20 protein-coding genes and 1 other RNA gene are annotated in these 22,570 nt (G+C 67.8%); 11 read left to right on the top strand and 10 right to left on the bottom strand.

The genetic code is table 11. From position 1 onward, the window contains the following. Window positions 1–9: 9 nt before the first annotated feature. From FHR73_RS21235 to FHR73_RS21225, 3 genes are all read left to right on the top strand, one after another. Window positions 10–948, top strand: a complete 939-nt coding sequence (locus FHR73_RS21235) for a class I SAM-dependent methyltransferase (protein WP_183633882.1) — start codon at window positions 10–12, stop codon at window positions 946–948. A gap of 730 nt (window positions 949–1,678) precedes the next feature. Further along, window positions 1,679–2,122 carry an NfeD family protein gene (locus tag FHR73_RS21230; RefSeq protein WP_183633881.1) on the top strand — a complete coding sequence of 148 codons (444 nt, stop codon included), beginning with the start codon at window positions 1,679–1,681 and terminating at the stop codon, window positions 2,120–2,122. Between the two features lie 27 nt (window positions 2,123–2,149). Beyond that, window positions 2,150–3,004: an SPFH domain-containing protein gene (locus FHR73_RS21225; protein WP_158891698.1), complete on the top strand. Its 855-nt coding sequence runs from the start codon at window positions 2,150–2,152 to the stop codon at window positions 3,002–3,004. A 25-nt stretch (window positions 3,005–3,029) separates the two neighbouring features. Here the strand turns inward: FHR73_RS21225 and FHR73_RS21220 are convergent, their stop codons facing one another. After that, the gene (locus tag FHR73_RS21220; protein ID WP_027598793.1) at window positions 3,030–3,251 is read right to left on the bottom strand and encodes a VF530 family DNA-binding protein; all 222 of its coding nucleotides are present in this window, start codon (window positions 3,249–3,251) and stop codon (window positions 3,030–3,032) included. Between the two features lie 207 nt (window positions 3,252–3,458). On the opposite strand from FHR73_RS21220, the gene FHR73_RS21215 reads away from it, so the two are divergent. The 8 genes from FHR73_RS21215 (at window position 3,459) to pcaC (ending at window position 10,622) form a co-directional block, all read left to right on the top strand. Next, window positions 3,459–4,307, top strand: coding sequence for a CoA transferase subunit A (locus FHR73_RS21215; RefSeq protein ID WP_183633880.1), 849 nt, complete (start codon window positions 3,459–3,461; stop codon window positions 4,305–4,307). Window positions 4,308–4,310: 3 nt separating this feature from the next. Then, window positions 4,311–5,096 (top strand): CoA-transferase subunit beta, encoded by a 786-nt coding sequence (locus FHR73_RS21210; RefSeq protein WP_183633879.1) that lies wholly within the window; start codon window positions 4,311–4,313, stop codon window positions 5,094–5,096. Then, entirely contained in the window at window positions 5,093–6,307 is a 1,215-nt protein-coding gene (gene pcaF, locus FHR73_RS21205; RefSeq protein WP_183633878.1) for a 3-oxoadipyl-CoA thiolase, read from the top strand. The genes FHR73_RS21210 and pcaF overlap by 4 nt, the downstream gene beginning before the upstream one ends. Before the next feature lie 275 nt (window positions 6,308–6,582). Further along, entirely contained in the window at window positions 6,583–7,875 is a 1,293-nt protein-coding gene (locus FHR73_RS21200; RefSeq protein ID WP_183633877.1) for an MFS family transporter, read from the top strand. A 61-nt stretch (window positions 7,876–7,936) separates the two neighbouring features. Then, window positions 7,937–8,028, top strand: a non-coding RNA gene (locus tag FHR73_RS21195) — sX9 sRNA. Window positions 8,029–8,051: 23 nt separating this feature from the next. Further along, the gene (locus FHR73_RS21190; protein ID WP_183633876.1) at window positions 8,052–9,410 is read left to right on the top strand and encodes a 3-carboxy-cis,cis-muconate cycloisomerase; all 1,359 of its coding nucleotides are present in this window, start codon (window positions 8,052–8,054) and stop codon (window positions 9,408–9,410) included. 16 nt (window positions 9,411–9,426) lie between these two features. Further along, window positions 9,427–10,215, top strand: a complete 789-nt coding sequence (gene pcaD / locus FHR73_RS21185; RefSeq protein ID WP_183633875.1) for a 3-oxoadipate enol-lactonase — start codon at window positions 9,427–9,429, stop codon at window positions 10,213–10,215. Between the two features lie 11 nt (window positions 10,216–10,226). After that, window positions 10,227–10,622, top strand: coding sequence for a 4-carboxymuconolactone decarboxylase (pcaC, locus tag FHR73_RS21180; protein ID WP_093257243.1), 396 nt, complete (start codon window positions 10,227–10,229; stop codon window positions 10,620–10,622). 937 nt (window positions 10,623–11,559) lie between these two features. On the opposite strand, the gene FHR73_RS21175 is transcribed toward pcaC, so the two are convergent. The 9 genes from FHR73_RS21175 to FHR73_RS21135 form a co-directional block, all read right to left on the bottom strand. After that, a complete protein-coding gene (locus tag FHR73_RS21175; RefSeq protein WP_183633874.1) occupies window positions 11,560–12,966 on the bottom strand; it encodes a YncE family protein in 1,407 nt (468 codons plus the stop codon). A 119-nt stretch (window positions 12,967–13,085) separates the two neighbouring features. Next, entirely contained in the window at window positions 13,086–13,610 is a 525-nt protein-coding gene (locus FHR73_RS21170) for a GNAT family N-acetyltransferase (RefSeq protein WP_183633873.1), read from the bottom strand. A 163-nt stretch (window positions 13,611–13,773) separates the two neighbouring features. Then, on the bottom strand, window positions 13,774–14,925 hold the full coding sequence (gene pqqE, locus FHR73_RS21165) for a pyrroloquinoline quinone biosynthesis protein PqqE (protein ID WP_183633872.1): 1,152 nt from the start codon (window positions 14,923–14,925) through the stop codon (window positions 13,774–13,776). 22 nt (window positions 14,926–14,947) lie between these two features. Next, window positions 14,948–15,223: a pyrroloquinoline quinone biosynthesis peptide chaperone PqqD gene (gene pqqD, locus FHR73_RS21160; protein WP_183633871.1), complete on the bottom strand. Its 276-nt coding sequence runs from the start codon at window positions 15,221–15,223 to the stop codon at window positions 14,948–14,950. Beyond that, window positions 15,220–15,969 carry a pyrroloquinoline-quinone synthase PqqC gene (gene pqqC, locus FHR73_RS21155; protein WP_183633870.1) on the bottom strand — a complete coding sequence of 250 codons (750 nt, stop codon included), beginning with the start codon at window positions 15,967–15,969 and terminating at the stop codon, window positions 15,220–15,222. The genes pqqD and pqqC overlap by 4 nt, the downstream gene beginning before the upstream one ends. A gap of 5 nt (window positions 15,970–15,974) precedes the next feature. Further along, complete coding sequence (pqqB, locus tag FHR73_RS21150; protein WP_183633869.1) at window positions 15,975–16,886, bottom strand: pyrroloquinoline quinone biosynthesis protein PqqB; 912 nt, start codon at window positions 16,884–16,886, stop codon at window positions 15,975–15,977. 55 nt (window positions 16,887–16,941) lie between these two features. After that, window positions 16,942–17,013, bottom strand: a complete 72-nt coding sequence (gene pqqA, locus FHR73_RS21145; protein ID WP_003243383.1) for a pyrroloquinoline quinone precursor peptide PqqA — start codon at window positions 17,011–17,013, stop codon at window positions 16,942–16,944. A 184-nt stretch (window positions 17,014–17,197) separates the two neighbouring features. Continuing rightward, on the bottom strand, window positions 17,198–19,588 hold the full coding sequence (gene pqqF, locus FHR73_RS21140; RefSeq protein WP_183633868.1) for a pyrroloquinoline quinone biosynthesis protein PqqF: 2,391 nt from the start codon (window positions 19,586–19,588) through the stop codon (window positions 17,198–17,200). A 270-nt stretch (window positions 19,589–19,858) separates the two neighbouring features. Then, window positions 19,859–22,291, bottom strand: coding sequence for a glucose/quinate/shikimate family membrane-bound PQQ-dependent dehydrogenase (locus FHR73_RS21135; protein ID WP_183633867.1), 2,433 nt, complete (start codon window positions 22,289–22,291; stop codon window positions 19,859–19,861). Between the last annotated feature and the right edge of the window lie 279 nt (window positions 22,292–22,570).

The following is a 22,570-nucleotide window of genomic DNA, read 5'->3' as shown; positions in this document are numbered from 1 at the left end:
TGACCGCCCATGAATACCGCCACCCTTGCCCACCTCTCCGACCTGCTCCTGGTCGCCCTCGCTTCGCCACCCGCCGAGGCGCGCCGGCTGGTGCACGGCCGTGGCCGGCTGCTGCCGGGGCTGGAGCAACTCACCGTCGACTGGCTGGAAGGCGTGGTGCGGGTGGGGCTGTTTCGTGAGTTGCCCGCCGCCGAACTGGACGCCCTGCGCGCCACCCTGGCCGCCCTGGGCGAGACCCCGGCGTGGCACGCCAGCGGCGCCCGCAGCCTGCTGCTGCAGCATCGCTATCGCCTGGACGCCGCCAGCGAGGCGCTGATCGGCGCGCCGGTGGGCGAGCACGTCATCCACGAAGACGGCCTGAAGTTCGGCCTGGACCTCACCCGCCACCAGAACATGGGGCTGTTCCTCGACATGCGCCTGGGCCGCCGCTGGGTGCGCGAGCAGGCCGCCGGCCTGCGCATCCTCAATCTGTTCGCCTACACCTGTGGCTTCTCGGTGGCCGCCCTGGCCGGCGGCGCGGCCCAGGTGGTCAATCTGGACATGGCCCGCGGGCCCCTGACCCGCGGACGCGAGAATCACCGACTCAATGGCCATGACCTGGGCAAGGTCAGCTTTCTCGGCCATGAATTGTTCAAGTCCTGGGGCAAGGTGCGCAAGCTGGGGCCCTATGACCTGGTGATCGTCGATCCGCCCAGCTTCCAGCAGGGCAGCTTCGCCCTGACCAAGGACTACGCTCGCATCCTGCGCCGCCTACCCGAACTGCTCACCCCCGGCGGCCGGGTGCTGGCCTGCGTCAACGACCCTGGCCTGGGCGCGGACTTCCTCATCGCCGGCATGGCCCAGGAGGCCCCCGGACTGGCCTTCGCCGAGCGCCTGGCCAATCCACCGGAATTCGCCGACGAGGACCCCGAAGGCGGTCTCAAGGTGCTGGTGTTCGGGCAGGGATAAGCGTCGTAGGTTGGCGCTGAGCATCGCGAAGCCCAACGGTGCCCGGGTTCGGCTCTGGCCTGTTGGGCTTCGACGATGGAGCCGTCTCAACCCAACCTACGAATTCGCCCGTAGGTTGGCGCTGAGCGCAGCGAAGCCCAAGGGTGCCCAGGTTCGACCCCGTCTTGTTGGGCTTCGACGATGGAGCCGTCTCAACCCAACCTACGAATCCGCCCGTAGGTTGGCGCTGAGCACCGCGAAGCCCAACGGTGCCCAGGCTCGACCCCGCCTTGTTGGGCTTCGACGGTGGAGCCGTCTCAACCCAACCTACGAATCCGCCCGTAGGTTGGCGCTGAGCGCAGCGAAGCCCAACGCTGCCCAGGCTCGACCCCGCCTTGTTAGGCTTCGACAGTGGAGCCGTCTCAACCCAACCTACGAATCCGCCCGTAGGTTGGCGCTGAGCGCAGCGAAGCCCAACGGTGCCCAGGCTCGACCCGTTGTCCGTTGGGCTTCGACGATGGAGCTGTCTCAACCCAACCTACGAATCCGCCCGTAGGTTGGCGCTGAGCACCGCGAAGCCCAACGCTGCCCGGGCTCGACCCTGGCTTGTCAGGCTTCGACGGTGGAGCCGTCTCGCCCCCACCTGCGCGACAGGGCGCCATTTCATCGGGCGCTCGGTACCACTCGGAGGCCCTGGTGGCGGACGAGCGCATCAGCAGCCATGCTGTGGCGTTACCTGGAAGGAGCGGCAATGGACGTGCAATGGTGGTACTGGCTGGTGCTGGGCGTCGGCCTGATGCTGAGCGAATTGGTGGTGCCGGCCTTTTTCCTGATCTGGTTCGGCCTGGGTGCCCTGCTGGTCGGCGTGCTGCTGCTGGTGCTGCCGGCCCTGGCGCTGGCCATGCAACTGCTGGTCTGGAGTCTGGCCTCGCTGGTGGCGGTATTTCTCTGGTTTCGCTATGGCAAGGACCGCGGCAAGCCCGGTGAGGACTGGAGCGCCGACGTCCATCTGGGCGAGATTGGCCTGCTGGTCGCGGCGGTCGGCCCCTTCGCCCGTGGCCGCGTGCGCTTCCAGAAACCCATCCTCGGCAGCGATGAATGGCCCTGTCTGGCCGATGCCGAGATCGCGGCTGGCGAGCGGGTTCGACTGCTGGCCTTCGAAGGCAACCTGGTCAAGGTCGCTCGTCAATCCTGACGTCTTCCATCCATAGGGACAAACTCCATGAGTGTCAGTCTTATCGTCGCCCTGCTGTTGCTGGTCTTCATCGTCGTCACCGTCGCCAAGGGCGTGCGCCTGGTACCCCAGGGGCAGGAGTGGATCGTCGAGCGCCTCGGCAAGTACCGCACCACCCTCAAGCCCGGGCTGAACTTCCTCATCCCCTACATGGATCAGGTCAGCTACCGCCTCAGCACCAAGGACCTGATCCTCGACGTGCAGCAACAGGAGGTCATCACCCGCGACAACGCGGTGATCCTGGCCAACGCCCTGTGCTTCGCCAAGATCGTCGATCCGGCCAAGGCGGCCTATGGCGTGGAAGACTACGCCCAGGCCATCACCAGCCTGGCGATGACCTCGCTACGCGCCATCATTGGCGAGATGGAACTGGACCAGGCGTTGTCCTCGCGAGACGAGATCAAGGCGCGGCTGAGGGTCAGCATGGCCGAGCAGACCGTGGACTGGGGCATCACCGTCAAGGCGGTGGAAGTGCAGGAGCTCAAGCCGACGCCCTCGATGCAGGCGGCGATGGAAATGCAGGCGGCCGCCGAGCGGGAGCGCAAGGCCGTGGTGACCCGCGCCGAAGGCGCCAAGCAGGCCGCCATCCTGGAGGCCGATGCCCGTCTCGAAGCCGCCAAGCGCGACGGCGTGGCCCAGGTGACCCTGGCGCAGGCCTCCGCCGCCGCCCTGAGCAAGATCTCCGAAGCCGTGGGCAGCGAACCGACGCCGGTGCTCTATCTGCTGGGCGAGCGTTATATCAACGCCATGGAAAAGCTGGCCACCAGCGACAACGCGAAGACGGTGGTCTTGCCGGCCGATATTCAGCAGACGCTGCGTGGCCTGCTGGGGACCAAATCCTAGTCCGGCAGTTGTCGCGGGGCAGGGCTTAACCCTGCTTCGGCAGTCGCCGATAGAGCTGCTCGACCTTTTCGCGTGCCCAGGGCGTGCGGCGCAGGAAGGTCAGGCTGGACTTGATGGAGGGCTCATGGGTGAAGCAGCGCAGCGGGATGCGCCGCCCGAGCTCTTCCCAGCCGTGATGCTCCACCAGGCGGGTGAGCAGGGCTTCGAGGGTGATCCCTTCCAGGGAGGCGCGGGGCTTGTCGGACATCGGCAGGGCTCTGGGTGAGGGCAGGGCAGTGTAGCCGCTGCGACGACTCGCTGCGCGTCGCGATCCTCGCGAGTCTGGCAGACGATGCTGTTCGATAATCGAACTGTTAGTCGATTATCGGATTGTTTGCGCCGGTGGGGCTTTGTAGTCTGACCCCAGACCGCCGCACCGGGCGGCGCCGACAACAAAGACGCGAGTCGACAATCCATGGCCCAGATCCTGTCCCTGAGCGAAGCCATCCAGCGCTTCGTCCACGATGGCGAGACCGTCGCCCTCGAAGGCTTCACCCATCTCATTCCGACCGCCGCCGCCCATGAGCTGATCCGCCAGAATCGGCGCGACCTGACCCTGGTGCGCATGACCCCCGACCTGGTCTACGACCTGCTGATCGGTGCCGGCTGCGCCAAGCGGCTGATCTTTTCCTGGGGTGGCAACCCCGGGGTCGGTTCCCTGCACCGGCTGCGCGATGCGGTGGAAAAGGGCTGGCCGCATAAACTGGAGATTTCCGAGCACAGCCACGCGGCCCTGGCCAATGCCTATGTCGCCGGTGCCTCCAACCTGCCGTTCGCCGTCTTGCGCGGCTACCAGGGCTCGGACCTGGCCAAGGTCAATCCGGACATCAAGTTCATCGCCTGCCCCTTCACCGGCGAGCAGCTGGCCGCCGTGCCCAGCGTGCGTCCCGACGTCACCGTCATCCATGCGCAGAAGGCCGACCGCCAGGGCAACGTGCTGATCCAGGGCATCCTCGGCGTGCAGAAGGAAGCGGCGCTGGCCGCCCAGCGCTGCATCGTCACCGTGGAAGAGCTCGTCGACGACCTCCAGGCACCGATGAACGCCTGCGTGCTGCCGACCTGGGCACTCAGCGCGGTCTGCGTGGTGCCGGGCGGGGCGCATCCGTCCTATGCCCACGGCTACTACGAGCGGGACAACCGCTTCTACCAGGCCTGGGATCCGATCGCCCGCGATCGCGACACCTTTACCCAGTGGATCGACACCTACATCCGCGGTACCGCGGACTTCGCCGCCTTCCAGGCGAAGCTGGCTGCGGAGGCCTGAATCATGAGCGACTTCACCACCAATGAAATGATGACCGTGGCCGCCGCGCGGCGCCTCGGCAATGGCAGCGTCTGCTTCGTCGGCATCGGCCTGCCGTCCACTGCGGCGAACCTGGCGCGCCTGACCCATGCGCCGGACGTGGTGCTGATCTACGAATCCGGCCCCATCGGCGCCAAGCCCTCGGTGCTGCCGCTGTCCATCGGCGACGGCGAACTGGCCGAGACCGCCGACACCGTGGTGCCCACCGGCGAGATCTTCCGCTACTGGCTGCAGGGCGGACGCATCGATGTCGGCTTCCTCGGCGCGGCCCAGGTCGACCGCTTCGGCAACATCAACACCACGGTGATCGGCGACTACCACCAGCCCAAGGTGCGCCTGCCGGGCGCCGGCGGCGCGCCGGAGATCGCCGGTTCGGCCAAGGAGGTGCTGATCATCCTCAAGCAGTCGCACCGCAGCTTCGTCGACAAGCTGGCCTTCATCACCTCGGTGGGCTTCGGCGAGGGTGGCGATCACCGCCAGCAGCTGGGGCTGCCGGGCAAGGGCCCGACCGCCATCATCACCGACCTCTGCATCATGGAGCCGGAAGCCGGCACCCACGAATTCGTGGTGACCGCCCTGCATCCGGGCGTGACTCGCGAACAGGTAGTGGCCGCCACCGGCTGGGCCATCCGCTTCGCCGACCAGGTCGCCACCAGCGCGGCACCGACCGCCACCGAACTCGACGCCCTGCGCGATCTGCAGGCGCGGACCGCGGCGGCCCATGGTGGCCAGAAGGGAGGTGAGGAATGAGTCGTCCCGTCTATATCTGCGACGCCATCCGTACCCCCATCGGCCGGCTCAACGGCGGTCTCTCGGCGGTGCGCGCCGACGACCTGGCGGCCATCCCGCTCAAGGCGTTGCAGGAACGCAATCCCCAGGTGGACTGGACGGCCGTGGACGAGGTGTTCATGGGCTGCGCCAACCAGGCCGGTGAAGACAATCGCAACGTGGCGCGCATGGCGGTGCTGCTGTCGGGACTGCCGGAAACGGTGCCCGGCGTGACCCTGAATCGCCTCTGCGCCTCGGGCATGGAAGCGGTGGGCCAGGCCTACCGCGCCATCGCCCTCGGCGAGATGGACCTGGTGATCGCCGCCGGGGTGGAATCCATGACCCGCGCGCCCTATGTGATGGGCAAGGCCGACAGCGCCTTCGGCCGCGGCCAGAAGCTGGAAGACACCACCCTGGGCTGGCGCTTCGTCAATCCGGCACTGAAAGAGACCTATGGCGTCGACAGCATGCCGGTCACCGGTGACAACGTCGCCGCCGACTATGGCGTCAGCCGCGCCGACCAGGACGCCTTCGGCCTGCGCAGCCAGCAGCGCGCCGCCGCGGCCCAGGAATCCGGCTACTACGCCGAGGAAATCGTCCCGGTGACCATCAAGGGCAAGAAGGGCGACGTGGTGGTCGAGCGTGACGAGCATCCGCGTGCGGACACCACCGCCGAGGGCCTGGCCAGGCTCAAGCCGGTCAACGGCCAGGATAAGACCGTGACCGCCGGCAACGCCTCGGGTCTCAACGACGGCGCCTCGGCCATCATCCTGGCCTCGGCGGAAGCCGTGAAGAAGCACGGCCTGACGCCACGCGCCAAGGTGCTGGGCATGGCCAGCGGCGGGGTGGCGCCACGCATCATGGGCGTCGGCCCGACCCCAGCGGTGCGCAAGCTGCTGAAGCAACTGGACCTCTCCATCGAAGCCTTCGACGTCATCGAACTCAACGAAGCCTTCGCCGCCCAGGGTCTGGCGGTGCTGCGCGAACTGGGCGTGGCCGACGACAGCCCCAAGGTCAATCCCAACGGCGGCGCCATCGCCCTGGGGCATCCCCTGGGCATGAGCGGCAATCGCCTGGTGCTCACTGCGGTGCACCACCTGGAAAAGACCGGCGGCCGCCTGGGTCTCGCCACCATGTGCGTGGGCGTCGGCCAGGGGCTGGCGCTGGCGGTGGAGCGGGTGGATTCGGTTTAGGTTCGATGTTCCGGTTCGATCGCGGCCATGGCGGTCCGCCGATGCGGCCGCTCCTACAGAAGCTTGATGTACCTGTAGGAGCGGTCGATACGGCGCACCGGCATGGCCGCGATAGCCAGAGCTGATCCTAGAGCGGTCGCTTCAGCAGCCTACCAAGACTTCATCCGCCCCTAGCCTCTATCCATGCCCACACCCCCTGTAACCGCGTGTGTCTCTCCTGGTCCGATGGCGGTAGGCTGTCCTCCGTCCATCCATACCTATAATTAAGGATCTCCATGAGCACTCACCCGCATTACAGCTTCGAGGAGCGCAAGAAGCGCATCTTCGCCATCGTCGGCGCCTCGTCCGGCAACCTGGTGGAATGGTTCGACTTCTACGTCTACGCCTTCTGCTCCATCTACTTCGCCGCCGCCTTCTTTCCGAAGAGCGATCCCACCGTGCAGCTGCTGAGCACCGCCGGCGTCTTCGCCGCGGGCTTCCTGATGCGGCCCCTCGGCGGCTGGATCTTCGGGCGCGTCGCCGACAAGTACGGCCGGCGCACCTCCATGGTCATCTCCATCCTGATGATGGGCGCCGGCTCCCTGGCCATCGCCTGCCTGCCCACCTATGCCAGCATCGGCGTCGCGGCCCCGGCCCTGCTGCTGCTCGCGCGGCTGCTGCAAGGCATCTCGGTGGGCGGTGAATACGGCACCACCGCCACCTACATGAGCGAGGTGGCGCTACGTGGCCAGCGCGGCTTCTTCGCCTCCTTCCAGTACGTCACCCTGATCGGCGGCCAATTGCTGGCAGTGTTGGTGGTGGTGATCCTGCAGCAGGTCCTGAGCGACGCCGACCTGCGCGCCTGGGGCTGGCGGATTCCCTTCCTGGTCGGCGCCGCTGCCGCGGTGATCTCGCTGTTCCTGCGTCGCTCGCTGGAAGAGACCACCACCGCCGAGACCCGCGCCAACAAGGAAGCCGGCACCCTGAGCGGTCTGTTCAAGCACCACAAGGCGGCCTTCTTCACCGTGCTCGGCTACACCGCCGGCGGCTCGCTGATCTTCTATACCTTCACCACCTACATGCAGAAGTACCTGGTCAACACCAGCGGCATGGACGCCAAGACCGCCAGCGCCGTGATGACCTGCGCCCTGCTGGTGTTCATGCTGATGCAGCCGCTGTTCGGCATGCTCTCCGACCGTATCGGCCGGCGCGCCTCCATGCTGCTGTTCGGCGGCCTGGGCACGATCTGCACCTGGCCGATCCTCACCGCGCTGGCCAGCGTCCAGAGTCCCTTCGTGGCCTTCCTGCTGATCTGCCTGGCGATGGCCATCATCAGCCTCTACACCTCCATCAGCGGCCTGGTGAAGGCGGAGATGTTCCCGCCCGAAGTGCGCGCCTTGGGCGTGGGCCTGTCCTATGCGGTGGCCAATGCCATCTTTGGCGGCTCGGCGGAATTCGTCGCCCTGAGCTTCAAGACCCAGGGGCATGAAGAAGTCTTCTACATCTATGTCTCGGTGATGCTGGCGGTGGCCTTCCTGGTCAGCCTGAGATTGCCGCGGCAAGCCACCTACCTGCATCACGACCACTAGGAGCAACCAACAAAACTACTGCGCGTCCGCCATGCGGGCGCGTGCAGTGCTCGGAATCCTCATGTACCACTCGCCCACTCGTGCGCGAGCCCGGTCCGATTCCTGCGCGCTGCGCGCACCCGCCTGGCAACCGCTCGCTACGCTTTGTTGGCCGCTCCGCCACTTGAGGAATCCCCATGTCCAACCTGCTGTTCGACGCCTACTTCACCCAGGCCGCCATGCGCGCGGTGTTCTGTGACCAGGGGCGACTGCAGGGCATGCTGGACTTCGAAGCGGCCCTGGCGCGCGCCGAGGCGGCGGTGGGGGTGATTCCGCAGACGGCGGTGGCGCCCATCGCCGCCGCCTGCCGCGCCGAGCGCTATGACGCAGCCGAACTGGCCCGGGCCGTGGTCAGCGCCGGCAATTCCGCCATTCCTCTGGTCAAGGCCCTGGGCCGGCAGATCGCCGCCCAGGACCCGGAGGCCGAGCGCCATGTGCACCGCGGCGCCACCAGCCAGGACGCCATGGACAGCGGCCTGGTGCTGCAGATCCGCCAGGCGCTGGACCTGCTGGACGCCGACCTGGCGCGGCTGGCCGAGGCCCTGGCCACCCAGGCCGAGCGCCATGCCGGCACCGTGCTGGCTGGCCGCACCTGGCTGCAACATGCAACGCCGGTGACCTTGGGCATGAAATTGGCCGGTGTGCTGGGCGCCATCACTCGGCATCGCCAGCGGCTGGCAGAGCTAAGACCGCGGGTGCTGGTGCTGCAATTCGGCGGTGCCTCAGGCAGCCTGGCCGCCCTGGGCGCTGACGCCCTGCCGGTGGCCGAGGCCCTGGCCCAGGAACTTGACCTGAGCCTGCCGGAGCAACCCTGGCACACCCAGCGCGATCGCCTGGTCGAGGTCGGCGCCTGGCTTGGCCTGGTGGCCGGCAGCCTGGGCAAGCTGGGTCGCGATCTGTCGCTACTGATGCAGACCGAAGCCGCCGAGGTATTCGAGCCCTCGGCGCCGGGCAAGGGGGGCTCTTCCACCATGCCGCACAAACGCAATCCGGTGGGCGCGGCGGTGCTGATCGCCGCCGCCACCCGCGCGCCGGGTCTGGTCAGCACCCTGTTTTCCGCCATGCCCCAGGAGCACGAGCGCAGCCTGGGCCTCTGGCACGCCGAATGGGAAACCCTGCCGGAGCTGTTCTGCCTGGTCTCCGGTGCCCTGCAGCAGGCCCAGGCCATCGTCGCCGGGCTGGAGGTCGATGCCGCGCGCATGCAGGCCAATCTGGAATTGACCCACGGCCTGGTGCTGGCCGAGGCGGTCAGCATCGCCCTCGCCGGACGGCTGGGGCGCGAAGCCGCTCACCACCTGGTGGAGCAGAGCTGCACGCGCGCCGTCCAGGAAGGGCGTCACCTGCGTCTGGTGCTCGGCGATACCCCCGAGGTCACCGCCGAACTCTCCAGCGTCGAGCTGGATCGCCTGCTGGACCCCGCCCATTACCAGGGCCAGGCCCGGGCCTGGGTGGCCCGCGCCCTGGCCGAACACCGCACCCTGCCTACCCATTCCTAAACCAGAGGACTGCCTGATGCCCAGCGTACGTCTCGCCGATGGCGACCTGAACTACCGGCTGGAGGGCCCCGCGGGCGCCCCCGTGCTGATCCTGTCCAACTCCCTGGGCACCCACCTGGCCATGTGGGACGACCAGGCCGCCGCCTTCAGCGAGCGCTTTCGCCTGCTGCGCTACGACACTCGCGGTCATGGCGCCTCCCTGGTGACGCCCGGCCCCTATCGCATGGATCAGAACGGCCGTGACGTCCTGGCCCTGGCCGATGCCCTGGGCATCGACCAATTCGCCTTCTGCGGCCTGTCCATGGGCGGCTCCATCGGCCAGTGGCTGGGCATCAATGCCCCCGAGCGGGTCACCCGCCTGGTGCTGTGCAACACCGCCGCCAAGATCGGCACCCCCGAGGTGTGGAACGGGCGCATCCAGACCGTGGAAGCCGGTGGCGAGCAGGCCATGCGCGACCTGCGCGACGCCTCCATCGGTCGCTGGTTCACCCCCGATTTCGCCAGCGCCGAGCCGGATAAGGTCGACCGCATCGTCGCCATGCTCGCCGGCACCTCGCCCCAGGGCTATGCCGCCAACTGCGCGGCGGTGCGCGACGCCGACTTCCGCGAGGTGCTGGATGCCATCCAGGCGCCGACGCTGATCGTCGCCGGCAGCCACGACGCCGTGACCACCCCGGCCGATGGGCGCTTCCTGCAGGAACGCATCCCCGGCGCCGAATACGTCGAGTTTCCCGCCGCCCACCTGTCCAACGTGCAGATGGGCGCTGCCTTTACCCAGCGCGTGCTGGCCTTTCTCAGCGCCTGAAGGAGTCGATCTTGGACGAAAGAGAACGTTACGAAGCCGGCATGCAGGTCCGCCGCGCGGTGCTGGGCGACGCCCACGTCGATCGCAGCCTGGAAAAGCTGACCCCCTTCAACGAAGAATTCCAGGAGATGATCACCCGCCATGCCTGGGGCGACATCTGGACCCGTCCGGGTCTGCCGCGGCACACCCGCAGCCTGATCACCATCGCCATGCTGATCGGCATGAATCGCGAAGGCGAACTGCGCCTGCACCTGCGCGCCGCGCGCAGCAACGGGGTGACGCGGGAAGAGCTCAAGGAGCTGATCATGCAGAGCGCCATCTACTGCGGCATCCCGGCGGCCAATGCTACCTTCCACCTGGCGGAGGCGGTGTGGGATGAGTTGGGGGTGGAGTCGTTGGAGGGGTGAGTTTCCCCTTTGGCCCCTGCTTGGATGACGCCCGCCGGGTTGGATTGGTGGTTGGGAGTAGGCGTAGGTTGGGTTGAGCGTTAGCGAAGCCCAACGGTGCGGAATTTTGCCGGGGATGCCTTGGCTTATCGGTGCCCTAGTTGGTTATCGATGTCTGCTGATGGCTCTGTTTCGCCTTGCCGGCGACTCACTTTTCTTTGTTTGCGCAAAGAAAAGTAAGCAAAAGAAAGCGCACCCCGACAGTTCGGCCCGGCGCAAAGCGCCGGGTGCCCTCGCTCCGGCGCCGTGGCGGGGGCACGGCACGAAGGGGCTTCCTGCCCCTCGCGCCTTGCTCGGCGTCCTGCCTCGCAACCCTCGCCACGACACCGGAGCTCGGCCTCACTGACGGGGATAGGGCACAAGCCTGAGAGTTCGGAGTTCAGGGGTCGTAGCGTGGAAAACCGCGTAGCGTTTTCCACTGGAAGGTACCGACACCATCAGTGGACAAGGCTGCGCCGTTGTCCACGCTACGGACGGTTGTGGCTTTTCAACCAACACTTTCAGGCTAGCGAATCGCCCCGTTCAGGAGGGCGAACGCCAGTGTCGTGGAGTGGGTCGAGCCGCAGGGATGCGGCGAGAGGTCCAGTGGGCCATGGACGGCCCATCTGGACCGACCCCGGAACGGCGCTGGTGTGAGCGGACCCGGAGCGCAGCGTAGGGCCGGATGGTCGGGGCAAGCGGTTTTGGTTACTTTTGTCGCGACTGACAAAAGTGAGTCGCCCGGGTGGGCGAAATAAAACCATCAGCGAGCCACGATAATCAGCTAGGGCACCAATAGGCCGGAGCGTTGGGCTTCGCTGTCGCTAAACCCAACCTACGAAAGCCCAAAACGAAAGCCGAAAGCCGAAAGCCGAAATCCGAAAGCAGCCCCCAGCCCAGGCAGGGGGCTGCAGTCCTGTTACTTGGCCATCACGCGAGTGATCCGATCCCCCTCGGCATCATCCTGGCCCTTGGCCTTGTTGACCGCGTAGACCACGCCCTTGCTGTCCACCACCGCGTGGTTGGGGTAGGTGCCCAGTTCCAGGTTGGCCTTGATGGTGCCGTCCGGGTCGACCACGGTCAGGGTGCCGGCGCCGCGGTTGGTCACGTAGGCCAGGCGCTTGACCGGGTCGAAGGCCACGTTCAGCGCCCCGGCACCGGTGGTGACGTTGTGCAGGGTCTTGCCGGTCTTGGCGTCGACGATCAGCAGGTTGTCGCTGCCCTGGGCGGTGATGAACAGGCGATCGGTCTGGGGATCGTGGGCCACGCCCATGGGGGTCTTGGCGCCCTGGATCGGAAAGACCTTCTCGACGGTCTCGGTCTTGGCGTCGATCACCGCGGCTTCGTTGGTCTTCAGGCTGACGACGTAGAGCTTGTGCACCGCCGGGTCCAGATGCATGCCGACCACGGCGAACTGCTCGCCGCGCACGCCCGATTCGATGGCGATGTGCTTGCGCACGGCCGGGGTCTTGGCGTCGAAGCTGACGATGTCCGGGGTCATGGCCGCCGAGGCGAAGGCGCGGTCGAGTTTCTCGTCGACCACCACGGTGTGGGCATGGGGCACGAGGCCGGGTTCGAATTGCTTGACCAGGCCCAGGTCGCTCTGGCGATAGACCGCCACGGTGTTCTGCCGGGTATTGGTGGTCCAGACGGTGCCGTTGCGATCGTCCACGCCCACGCCGTAGACGGCGTAGACGCCGGCGTCCTCGCCCGGGGCGGCGGCCGGGGTGATCTGGCGCTCGATGGACAGGTCCCTGGGATCGAGCTTGAGCAGTTGCGAGACCTTGACCGGCGGGCGGCCCACGGCCGAGGTGACGAAGAGGGCGCCGGTCTTGGCGCTGCTGTCCACCTGGTAGAGGCCGGGGACCAGCTTGACCGCGGTGAGGCTGTAGGCCTCGGCGCCGGACAGCGGTACCACCGGCGAGACCTTGAGCGGGAAGACCGCGGCGCCCGAGGGCTGGGCGGTGCTGATGACGATGGGGTGCTGGCCGGGGGCGGCGTCTGCGGGGATGCGCAGGGTCGCCTTGAAGGTGCCCTGGGCGTCGGCCACGTAGGCGGCGTCGGGGTTGAGCGCCACGCCGCCGCGGGACAGGGTGATCTGCTGACCGGGGGTGAAGCCGCGGCCGTCCAGCGCGACCTCGCTGCCGGCCAGGATGGCGGTGCCGCTGACGGGACTCGCCTTGATCTCGCCGTGGTAGTCCGGATCGGGGGCTTCGAAGCTGGAGCGCGCCTGAGCGGCCTGCCCGCCCAGCTCCAGCAGGGCGGCCAGCAGGGTGACGGAAAAGACGCGCCGGCCCTTGGCCGAAGACGCTGGAGCGATGTTCATCAGGGATTCCTTGTAGCGGCGATCAAGATACCCGCGCCAGAGCGCCGGGCAGCGGAGGCCCTCCTGGGCTAGGCCATGTTAAGGCGAAAGCGAAATACTTGCATTTAGATTTGCAGGTTTTAGGCGTGGTCGCTGTCCGGGGTATCGAGGGTGCGCTGCATCAGGCAGGCGCCGGCGCCATAGCCGGCCAGCTTGGCCTTGAGCGCGGCGTCGGCCGGGACCGGATGATAGTGGTGGCGCTGCCAGTAGCCGATGGCGTTGGACAGCGATACCAGCCGCCCCTGGCGCAGGCGGGCGCGCCGCGCCTGGCCCTTGGCGTGGCGATAGAGGCGCCCGGCCACGCCCTGGCCCTGGGCGGCGGGGTGCACGGCGCAGTCGTGCAGGAACCAGGTCGAGGCCGCGCCCGGCAGCTGCTCCAGGCGGGCACCCAGCACCGGTGGCAGGCCGTCGTCCCAGGGATAGGCGATCAGATAGCCTTGCAACCGCGCCTCGGCGTCCAGGGCCGCCCAGCAGTGTTCCGGGGCGAGTTCCAGGCGATTGGTATAGAAGGCGTGGTCTTCGAGCAGGTCGGCGGGGTAGTTGGCTGCCTGGATGGCGAGGACGGCCGGGATGTCGGCAGGGCGCAGCGGGCGTATCGAGGGCATGGCAAGGCGAGGAAAAGGTCCGGCCGGGCAGTATGGTCACTGCCCGGCCGGGAGGCAAACGCCTCGGAGCCGTGGGTGGTGAGTCCCGTCGACTAGCCTGCGCCTTGGCGCAGGGCCCTGGATTCCATCGGCGACCTTGGCGTGCCTGGCGCCGCCGCCGGCCCTAGGCCTTGGCGATCAGCCGCGAATTCCGCTCGTTCCTGAAGTGCAGGTCCTCGATCCGCTGGGTCGCGGTCTCGGCTTCCTGGCGGGCGGCGAGGATGAGCTCGTGGTGCGGGGACTTGGCGCAGACCGGGTCGGCGTTACGCGCATCGCCGGTGAGCATGAAGGCCTGGCAGCGGCAGCCGCCATAGTCCTTTTCCTTCTCGTCGCAGGAACGGCAGGGCTCGGGCATCCAGTCGTAGCCACGGTAGACGTTGAAGCCGAAGGAGTCGTACCAGATGTGCCTGAGGTCCTGCTCCTTCACGTTGGGGAAGGCGATGGGCATCTGCCGGGCGCCGTGGCAGGGCAGGGCGGTGCCGTCCGGCGTGATGGTCAGGAACAGCTTGCCCCAGCCGTCCATGCAGGCCTTGGGGCGCTCTTCGTAGTAGTCCGGGGTGACGAAGATCAGCTTGCAGGGATGGTTCTCGGCCTTGAGGCGCGCGCGGTACTCGTTCGTGATGCCTTCGGCGCGCTCCAACTGGGCCCTGGTCGGCAACAGACCGGCGCGATTGCGCTCGGCCCAGCCGTAGAACTGGCAGGTGGCGAGTTCGACGAAGTCGGCTTCCAGGGCCAGGCAGAGGTCGATGATCTGGTCGATGCGATCGATGTTGTGCCTGTGGGTGACGAAGTTGAGCACCATGGGATAGCCATGGGCCTTGACCGCCTTGGCCATGGCCAGCTTCTGGGCGAAGGCCTTCTTCGAGCCGGCCAGCAGGTTGTTCACCTGTTCGTCGCTGGCCTGGAAGCTGATCTGGATATGGTCCAGGCCGGCTTCCTTGAATTCCGCGATGCGCGCCTCGGTGAGGCCGATGCCGGAGGTGATGAGGTTGGTGTAGTAGCCCAGCCGGCGCGCCTCGCGGATCAGCTCGGCGAGGTCCTGGCGCACCAGGGGTTCGCCTCCGGAAAAGCCGATCTGGGCGGCGCCCATCTCCCGTGCCTCGGCCATCACCTTGAACCACTGTTCGGTGGTCAGCTCGCGACCCTGGGCGGCGAAGTCCAGGGGGTTGGAGCAATAGGGGCACTGCAGCGGACAGCGATAGGTGACCTCGGCCAGCAGCCACAGCGGCAGGCCGACGTTGTGCTTGCCTACCGTCGGCGGCTGCGGGAGTTGCATGGGCACTCCAGGCAGCGAGGTATCAGCCGAGCAGGAGCCAGTGCTCTGCACGAGCGACCTCCATGAATTGTTCGACGTCGGCGCCCAGCTCGGGTACGCCGGGGAAGCGTTCGTCGAGGCCAGCGATGATGGCGGCCACGTCACGCTGGCCGTCGATCAGCCCGCCGATGGCGGCGGCGCTGTCGTTGAGCTTGATCATGCCCTCGGGGTAGAGCAGCACATGGGCGTCCTGCGCCGGCTCGAACTGGAAGCGATAGCCGGGGCGCCAGCGCGGCACCTGGGTGCGGTCGAAGCTCATAGGTCGATTCCTCGGTGCCAGCGACGCTCGGCGGTGACGCTGTGGTAGGGCGGGCGGTGCAGTTCGTAGGCCATGCTCATGGCGTCGAGCATGGTCCAGAGGATGTCCAGCTTGAACTGCAGGATCTCCAGCATGCGCTGCTGGGATTCCCAGGTGGTGTAGTGCTGCAGGGTGATCTGCAGGCCATGCTCGACATCGCGCCGCGCCTGGCCCAGGCGGGTGCGGAAGTACTCGTAGCCGGCCGGATCGATCCAGGGATAGTGGGTCGGCCAGGCGTCCAGCCGCGACTGGTGGATCTGCGGCGCGAACAACTCGGTCAGGGAGCTGCTGGCGGCTTCCTGCCAGGAGGCGCGGCGGGCGAAGTTGACGTAGGCGTCCACCGCGAAGCGCACCCCGGGCAGCACCAGTTCCTGGGAGAGCACCTGCTCGCGGTTCAGGCCGGTGGCCTCGGCCAGGCGCAGCCAGGCCTCGATGCCACCTTCGCTGCCGGGCTCGCCGTCGTGGTCGAGGATGCGCTGCACCCATTCGCGACGGATCTCGCGATCCGGGCAGTTGGCCAGGATGGCGGCGTCCTTGAGCGGGATGTTGACCTGGTAGTAGAAGCGGTTGGCCACCCAGCCCTGGATCTGCTCGCGGCTGGCGCGGCCCTGGTACATGGCCACGTGATAGGGGTGGTGGATGTGATAGAGGTCGCCCTTGGCGCGCAGGGCGGCTTCGAATTCGGCGTGGGTGAGGGCGTCGGGCATGGCGTTCACAACTCGATGGACATCCCGTCCCAGGCGACTTCCACGCCCTGGCGCGCGACGATGGCGCGTTCGGGGGAGTCTTCGTCCAGGATCGGATTGGTGTTGTTGATGTGGATCAGCACCTTGCGCTGGCGCTCGAAGCCGGCCAGCACCTCCAGCATGCCGCCGGGACCGCTCTGCGGCAGGTGGCCCATCTCGGTGCCGGTGCGGGTGCCCACGCCGCGGCGCTGCATCTCGTCGTCGGTCCAGAGGGTACCGTCCACCAGCAGGCAGTCGGCCTGGCCCATCAGCTCCAGCAGGGCAGCGTCCGGCTGGCCCAGGCCCGGGGCATAGAACAGCTTGCCGCCGGTGCGTCGGTCGTGGACCAGCAGTCCCAGGTTGTCGCCCGGGTGCGGATCGTGGCGATGGGGCGAATAGGGCGGCGCGGCGCTGCGCAGCGGGAAGGGTGTGAATTCCAGATTCGGGCAGGCCGCAATGGTGAAGCTGCCACTCAGGGCGATAGGTTGCCAGCTGAGCCCGCCATTCCAGTGCTGGAGCATGTTGAACAGCGGAAAGCCGGTGGTGAGGTCCTGGTGGACCATCTCGGTGCACCAGACCTCGTGGGGGCAGCCTTCGCGCAGGCTGAGCAGGCCGGTGGTGTGGTCGATCTGGCTGTCCAGCAGGACGATGGCGCGGATGCCGGTGTCACGCAGGGCGCGCGCCGGCTGCAGCGGGGCGAAGCCGGCCAGCTGGGCACGGATGTCGGGCGAGGCGTTGCACAGGATCCAGTTCACCCCGTCGTCGGACAGGGCGATGGAAGACTGGGTACGGGCCTGGGCCCTGAGGGTGCCCTTGCGGAAGCCGTCGCAATTGACGCAATTGCAGTTCCACTGGGGAAAGCCACCGCCGGCGGCGGAGCCGAGAATCTGGATATGCATGGGAAAGATCGAACCTGGAAAAAGTACGCCCCGGCGAACCGGGGCGTGGGGCGCATCAACGGTTGGCGAAGTACATGGTGACTTCGAAGCCGATGCGCAGGTCAGTGTAAGCAGGCTTGGTCCACATGGGAGGTCTCCTCTTTTGACTGCGAAAGCCGGATGGATCCGGTCGTTAAGTCTAACAAATGTTACCTAGCTAAGGGTTTTTGCCGCGACGAATCGCTGGCGGTCCGGCGGACATAACTGTCTTACCGATCCTGCAACAGATTGACCGCCAGCGGCGGCCGACGCTCCCGGGAAAGTGTTGAAAGCTATGACATCCAGCCGGATGGCGCGCGGGCATTGGCCAGGGCGAAACGCGGCGCGTCGGCGGCGGTGAGTTGCCGCCAGGCCAGCTGCAGGGCCTCGGCGTCGAGGGCGGCCAGGGCTTGTTGCAGGGGCGAGAGGTCCAGCGCCCCGCTGCGCTGGAAGCCCCACCAGAGCCGCTCGGCCAGGGCGGCGCGCTGAGGGGTGGCGGGGCTGAAGTCGCGCACCAGCTGGCGGATGTTCTCTGCCAGCGTCGCGGCCTCGGCCTGCACCGCGTTGAGGCTGTCGGCCAGGCCACTCTCGATTTCCGCGAGGATCTCCGCCGCCCGCGCCTGGGGCGACTGCACGCCAATCAGCAGGCCGCCGTGATCGCCCAGTTGGCGATAGGCGGAAAACACCGCATAGCCCAGTTGTCGCTCGCTGCGCAGGCGCTGGAACAGCGGTCCTTGCAGGCGCGCCGCCAGCAGTCGCCAGGCCGCTTCGGTAGTGGGACGCGCATCGGGTTGCGGACAGAACAGCAGCAGCGCCTGCTGAGCATCGGCGCTGGGCTCGTGGTGCCAGCGGCGACCGGTGCAGCCGGGCGGTTCGCCCAGCGGCGCTGCCCGGGGCCGAGGCGGCGGCGTGACGGCGGCCAGGGACGCCTGTGCCGCCTGGGGCAGGCCGCCGGCCAGGGCCTGCCAGCGTGGGCCTTCGGCAATCTCTGTCAGCGGCATGACCGTGGTCAGTCGCTCGGGCAGGACCTTGAGCAGCTGGCGGATCAGCATGGGCTCGATCGAGGCTGCGGGGACCGGCTGGGAAAGGTCCAGCGCGTTCGTCAAGCGGCCGAGCGCCTGCGCCAGCACCGCCGGCAACGCCGTGGCCCAGCCCTGCAGCCGCAATTCCCAGGGCACCCCGGGCGGACTCCAGCGCAGGTTGACGCCCGCCTCGGCGGCCAGCCGGGGCAGCGCGCCCAGCACCCGGACGTCGGGCGCGACCGGTGCCGGTCCCGGCCATTGCCAGCGCAGGAACAGCAGGCCTTCGCGCTGCTGGGGGGCGAGGGCCTGGCTGATCGGCCAGGGCTGCCTCGTCGGGGCGCTTGGCGTGACGGGGTCGGCGAGCAAGGAGTTGGGCGGTGGCAGGGTGAAGGGGACGGCAACGGGCGGCGCCCGGTTCGGTGCAGCGGCCAGGCCGGCGGCGAAACCACCGAGACGCTGCGGGACCAGTTGCGCGAGCAGCCGGGGCCAGGCGGCCTGGGCGGCAGGCGAGAGCGCCGGTCGTGGCCAGGCGTCTCCGGGCCGATCCAGCCAGAGGCGTTCACCCAGGCGTCTTGCCAGCGCCAGGGCGGGCAGGGTGGCCCAGAGGCGCTGGGTGCGTTCGGCGTGGCCCTGCTGCAGCGCGGCGAGGGGTGTCTGGCGCAGGGCGTCCAGCCAGGCGAACAGGATACCGGTCAGGTGGCTGGGACTGGCCTGGGGGCCAGGCGCGAGATCCAGTCGGAGCAGGCCCTGGCGGGCCTGGCGATAGGGCCAGGCGAGGCTCAGTCGTTCGGCCTGGCCGGCCTGGCGCAGGAGGGCGGGCAGGCCGCCGGGATGGTCGCCGAGCAGCAGGGTTTCCAGCAGTTCCGCCGCTTCCCAGCTGCCGGGTGGCAGGTCGTCGAGGGCGAATTGCACGGCCAGCAGTGGTGGCGTGGCGGTAATGGTCTGCCAGCGTTCGCCTGGAGCCGGGAGCGCTTGCGGGGTTGCGGCGCTGGGCGTCGGGCCAGGGGGCAGCAGGGCGCCCTGTTCGCGGGCCAGTTCGGCCAGTTCGGCCAGCGGTTGCGGCCCGGCCAGCACCAGCAGGGCGTTGTCGGCGCGGTAGTACTGGCGCTGGAAATCATGCAGGGCCGCCTGGAAGGCCGGGCTCTGCAGCGGCAGGCTGTATCGGTTGCCAGCATGGAAGCCGGCGGCCGGATGGTCGACGGGCAAGCCGGTGGCCAGGGCCAGGTCGCGGCGGGTATCGGCGCTGCGCGACCAGGCGATGAATTCGGCGTGCAGCACCTCGCGCTCGCGGTGCTGGGCGTCCGCTGCCAGCAGGGGCGCGGCGAGCATGTCCAGCAGCCGGGCGAGTCCGGCGGCCAGGTGCTCGGGGGCCAGGGCGAAAAAGAAGTCGGTGGTGGTCTCGCGGGTGCTGGCGTTGAGTTCGCCGCCGAGGCGCTGCACCAGCGGCATCAGGCCGTCCGCCGCCGGATAGCGCCGGCTGCCGAGAAAGAACAGGTGTTCGAGAAAGTGCGCCAGCCCCGGAAAGGCCCGCGGCGCCTGGTGACTGCCGGCGCCGATGCGCACCAGGGCGGCGGCCTGGGGCAGCTCGGGATCGTGCAGCAGGGCGACGGTCAGGCCATTGGCCAGGCGCAGCCGGCGGTGGAGGGGGGCGGAGATGGGCATGGGGGTAGCTTAACCGAGTCGGGCTGAACGACGGTTGATGGGGTTGGCGCTGGTGCCCGGGGTTGCCCTCACCCCGACCCTCTCCCTGGGGGAGAGGGGGAAGAGCGCTCCCTGCGGCCTTTATGGAAAAAACCCAGGCGAAAAAAATCCCGGCTGGGCCGGGATTTCGGGGTGGGGCGAGGGGGGTTCCAACAGGATGTCAAAAATGCTCGAAGCATCCTCGCCCCGGACCCTCTCCCGGAGGAGAGGGGCGCTCGGGCGCGGGCGCCCTTACTTCTTCTCGGGCAGGGCGAAGGCCATCACGTAGTCACCCTGCTTGGTGCCCAGCGAGCCATGGCCGCCGGCATAGACCAGCACGTACTGGCGACCGTCCTTACCGGTGTAGGTCATGGGGGTGGTCTGGCCACCGGCCGGCAGGCGGCCTTTCCACAGTTCCTTGCCGTTCTTCACGTCATAGGCGCGCAGGTACTGGTCCAGGGTGCCGCTCAGGAAGGCCACGCCACCGGCGGTGGTGACGGTGCCGCCCAGGCTGGGCACGCCCATGGGCAGGGGCAGCGGAACCGGCGAGTTGTCGCGCACGGTGCCGTTCTTGTGCTTGTAGACCAGTTTGCCGGTGGTCAGGTCGAGACCCGCCACGTAGCCCCAGGCAGGTGCCTGGCAGGGCAGGCCCAGCGGCGACAGGAAGGCCGACAGGATCACGCCGTAAGGCGCGCCCTTGTTGGGCTGGATGCCCTCGGTCTCGCTCTTGCGCGCCGGCTGGTTGGCGATCTCTTCACGCGGTACCAGCTTGGAGGTGAAGGCCATGTAGCTGGGGTTCAGGAAGGCGATCTGGCGCACCGGATCGACCGAGAGGCCGCCCCAGTCGAACACGCCGAAGTTGCCCGGGTAGACGATCGAGCCCTGGGTGGACGGCGGGGTGTAGATGCCCTCGTAGCGGTGCTCGCGGAAGGCGATGCGGCACAGCGCCTGGTCGAAGGGCGTACCGCCCCACATGTCGCTTTCCTTGAGGGTCGGCGCGGCCAGGTTGATCGAGGAGACCGGCTGGGTCGGCGAGGTGTGGTCGCCTTCCACTGCGCCCTGGGGCACCGGGGTTTCCTTGATCGGGTAGACGGGCTGACCGTTGGTGCGGTCCAGCACATAGATGCTGCCCTGCTTGGTCGAGGCCATCAGCGCGGGTTTCACGCCGCCTTCGGTCTTGATGTCCACCAGGGTCGGCTGACCGCCTACGTCCATGTCCCAGAGGTCATGGTGGGTGAACTGGTAGTTCCAGCGCACCTTGCCGGTGGCGATGTCGAGGGCGACCACGCCGGCGCTGTACTTCTCGGAGGCCGGGGTACGGTCACCGCCCCACTGGTCGGGCATCTGGTTGCCCATGGGCAGATAGACCATGCCGATCTTTTCATCGACGGCCATCATCGACCACATGTTGGGCGAGTTGCGGGTGTAGATGCCATCGGCGGCGATGGGCGCGGTGGCGTCCGGATTGCCGCTGTCCCAGTTCCACACCAGCTTGCCGGTGTGCACGTCGTAGGCGCGGATCACGCCGGACGGCTCGTCGGTGGAGACGTTGTCGGTGACGTGGCCACCGATGATCACCAGGTTGCGGGTCACCGCCGGCGGCGAGGTGGAGTAGTAGCCGCCGGGCGTGAAGCTGCCCATGTTGGCGGTCAGGTCGACCTGGCCATTGTCGCCGAAGTCGCTGCACACCTTGCCGGTATCGGCGTTGATGGCGATCAGGCGGGTGTCGGCGGTGGGCAGGAACAGGCGGCGCGGGCAGCTGCTGGCGGCCGGGGTGCTCTGCTCGTCGACCGGGACGGCACTGCCGGTGGCCGGGCTCTGGCCCGCGGTGGTGGTGCCGGCGTAGGTGGCGTCGTCGTGGTAGGCCACGCCGCGGCAGGTCATGTGCGCCCAGCCCTTGAAGCTGTCGGCGTGCTGGGTGCTCAGCTTGGGATCGAAGCGCCAGATTTCCTTGCCGCTGTCGGGATCCACGGCGATCACCTGGCTGTGCGGCGTACAGACATAGAGCTTGCCGTTGACCTTGAGCGGGGTGTTTTCCGCGGTGGTCTCCTGGGGATCGTTCGGGCCGGGGATGTCGCCGGTACGGAAGGTCCAGGCCGGTTGCAGATCCTTGACGTTGTTGACGTCGATCTGCTTGAGCGGCGAGTAGCGATCACCGAAGGCGGTGCGGCCATAGGACGGCCAGTCACCATCGGCGGCGGTCGGCGCGGCGCTCTGGGTGCCGGCGGTGTCGCGGCCCAGGTCACCGTCCAGACGGTTGTAGTTGACGAACTGGGCGACCAGGGCGACGACCGCGGCGATCACCAGGGAGCCGACCAGCGGCAGGCCGCCGCTACGGCTGTCCAGCGGACGGCGGAACACCGGGATCAGCAGTACCAGGCCGAGGACGAACCAGAGCGCCAGGCGCGGCACCAGCTGCCACCAGTCGAACTGGACTTCCAGTACGGCCCAGGCGGTGGAGACCACCAGGAAGAAGGCATAGACCCAGACCCCGCTGGCCCGCCGGATGCACAGCAGGTAGCCACTCAGGGCCAGCAGCACGCCGCCGCCGAGGTAATACAGGGAGCCCCCGAGGGTGGCCAGTTTGATGCCCAGCCCCAGCAGGGCGAGGCCCAGGAGGATGAACAGGATGCCGAGTAACCTGGTAGGCAGGCCTCCCGGTCTCGCGTTGGAAGTGACAGTCATGGCAGCGCTCGCAATGCAATCGTGAAAAGAGACTTCGACTCGATCGACGACATCGCAAATCGGAACCGCATGCGGATCTGTCGTCTGCTACGTCTGAACCTGTTGTCTGTCTTATTGTTCCACCCCTTCGCCGGCTTCCCTGGCAGGAAGCTAGAGCGGTCGCGCTGAGGCGAAGCGGGGGATGGATCGGGGGCGTCGTCTAAATCGGGCGGGTAGATAGTAAGCTAAGCATTGACTGATGTCACTTCGCGATGACGGAAGGAAGGGCCCCGTGGCGCG

Origin of the sequence: Pseudomonas sp. AS2.8 (assembly GCF_014190935.1) — a bacterium.
In the GTDB taxonomy this organism is placed as follows: Bacteria; Pseudomonadota; Gammaproteobacteria; order Pseudomonadales; family Pseudomonadaceae; genus Chryseomonas.
Note: the sequence above shows the minus strand (reverse complement) of the source record. Positions and strands in the feature narration are given on the sequence as shown.

Coding starts and splice junctions, on each gene's coding strand:
- FHR73_RS21235 (WP_183633882.1), top strand. CDS start 10: ATGAATACCGCCACCCTTGCCCACCTCTCCGACCTGCTCCTGGTCGCC.
- FHR73_RS21230 (WP_183633881.1), top strand. CDS start 1,679: ATGGACGTGCAATGGTGGTACTGGCTGGTGCTGGGCGTCGGCCTGATG.
- FHR73_RS21225 (WP_158891698.1), top strand. CDS start 2,150: ATGAGTGTCAGTCTTATCGTCGCCCTGCTGTTGCTGGTCTTCATCGTC.
- FHR73_RS21220 (WP_027598793.1), bottom strand. CDS start 3,251: ATGTCCGACAAGCCCCGCGCCTCCCTGGAAGGGATCACCCTCGAAGCC.
- FHR73_RS21215 (WP_183633880.1), top strand. CDS start 3,459: ATGGCCCAGATCCTGTCCCTGAGCGAAGCCATCCAGCGCTTCGTCCAC.
- FHR73_RS21210 (WP_183633879.1), top strand. CDS start 4,311: ATGAGCGACTTCACCACCAATGAAATGATGACCGTGGCCGCCGCGCGG.
- pcaF (WP_183633878.1), top strand. CDS start 5,093: ATGAGTCGTCCCGTCTATATCTGCGACGCCATCCGTACCCCCATCGGC.
- FHR73_RS21200 (WP_183633877.1), top strand. CDS start 6,583: ATGAGCACTCACCCGCATTACAGCTTCGAGGAGCGCAAGAAGCGCATC.
- FHR73_RS21190 (WP_183633876.1), top strand. CDS start 8,052: ATGTCCAACCTGCTGTTCGACGCCTACTTCACCCAGGCCGCCATGCGC.
- pcaD (WP_183633875.1), top strand. CDS start 9,427: ATGCCCAGCGTACGTCTCGCCGATGGCGACCTGAACTACCGGCTGGAG.
- FHR73_RS21175 (WP_183633874.1), bottom strand. CDS start 12,966: ATGAACATCGCTCCAGCGTCTTCGGCCAAGGGCCGGCGCGTCTTTTCC.
- FHR73_RS21170 (WP_183633873.1), bottom strand. CDS start 13,610: ATGCCCTCGATACGCCCGCTGCGCCCTGCCGACATCCCGGCCGTCCTC.
- pqqE (WP_183633872.1), bottom strand. CDS start 14,925: ATGCAACTCCCGCAGCCGCCGACGGTAGGCAAGCACAACGTCGGCCTG.
- pqqD (WP_183633871.1), bottom strand. CDS start 15,223: ATGAGCTTCGACCGCACCCAGGTGCCGCGCTGGCGCCCCGGCTATCGC.
- pqqC (WP_183633870.1), bottom strand. CDS start 15,969: ATGCCCGACGCCCTCACCCACGCCGAATTCGAAGCCGCCCTGCGCGCC.
- pqqB (WP_183633869.1), bottom strand. CDS start 16,886: ATGCATATCCAGATTCTCGGCTCCGCCGCCGGCGGTGGCTTTCCCCAG.
- pqqF (WP_183633868.1), bottom strand. CDS start 19,588: ATGCCCATCTCCGCCCCCCTCCACCGCCGGCTGCGCCTGGCCAATGGC.
- FHR73_RS21135 (WP_183633867.1), bottom strand. CDS start 22,291: ATGACTGTCACTTCCAACGCGAGACCGGGAGGCCTGCCTACCAGGTTA.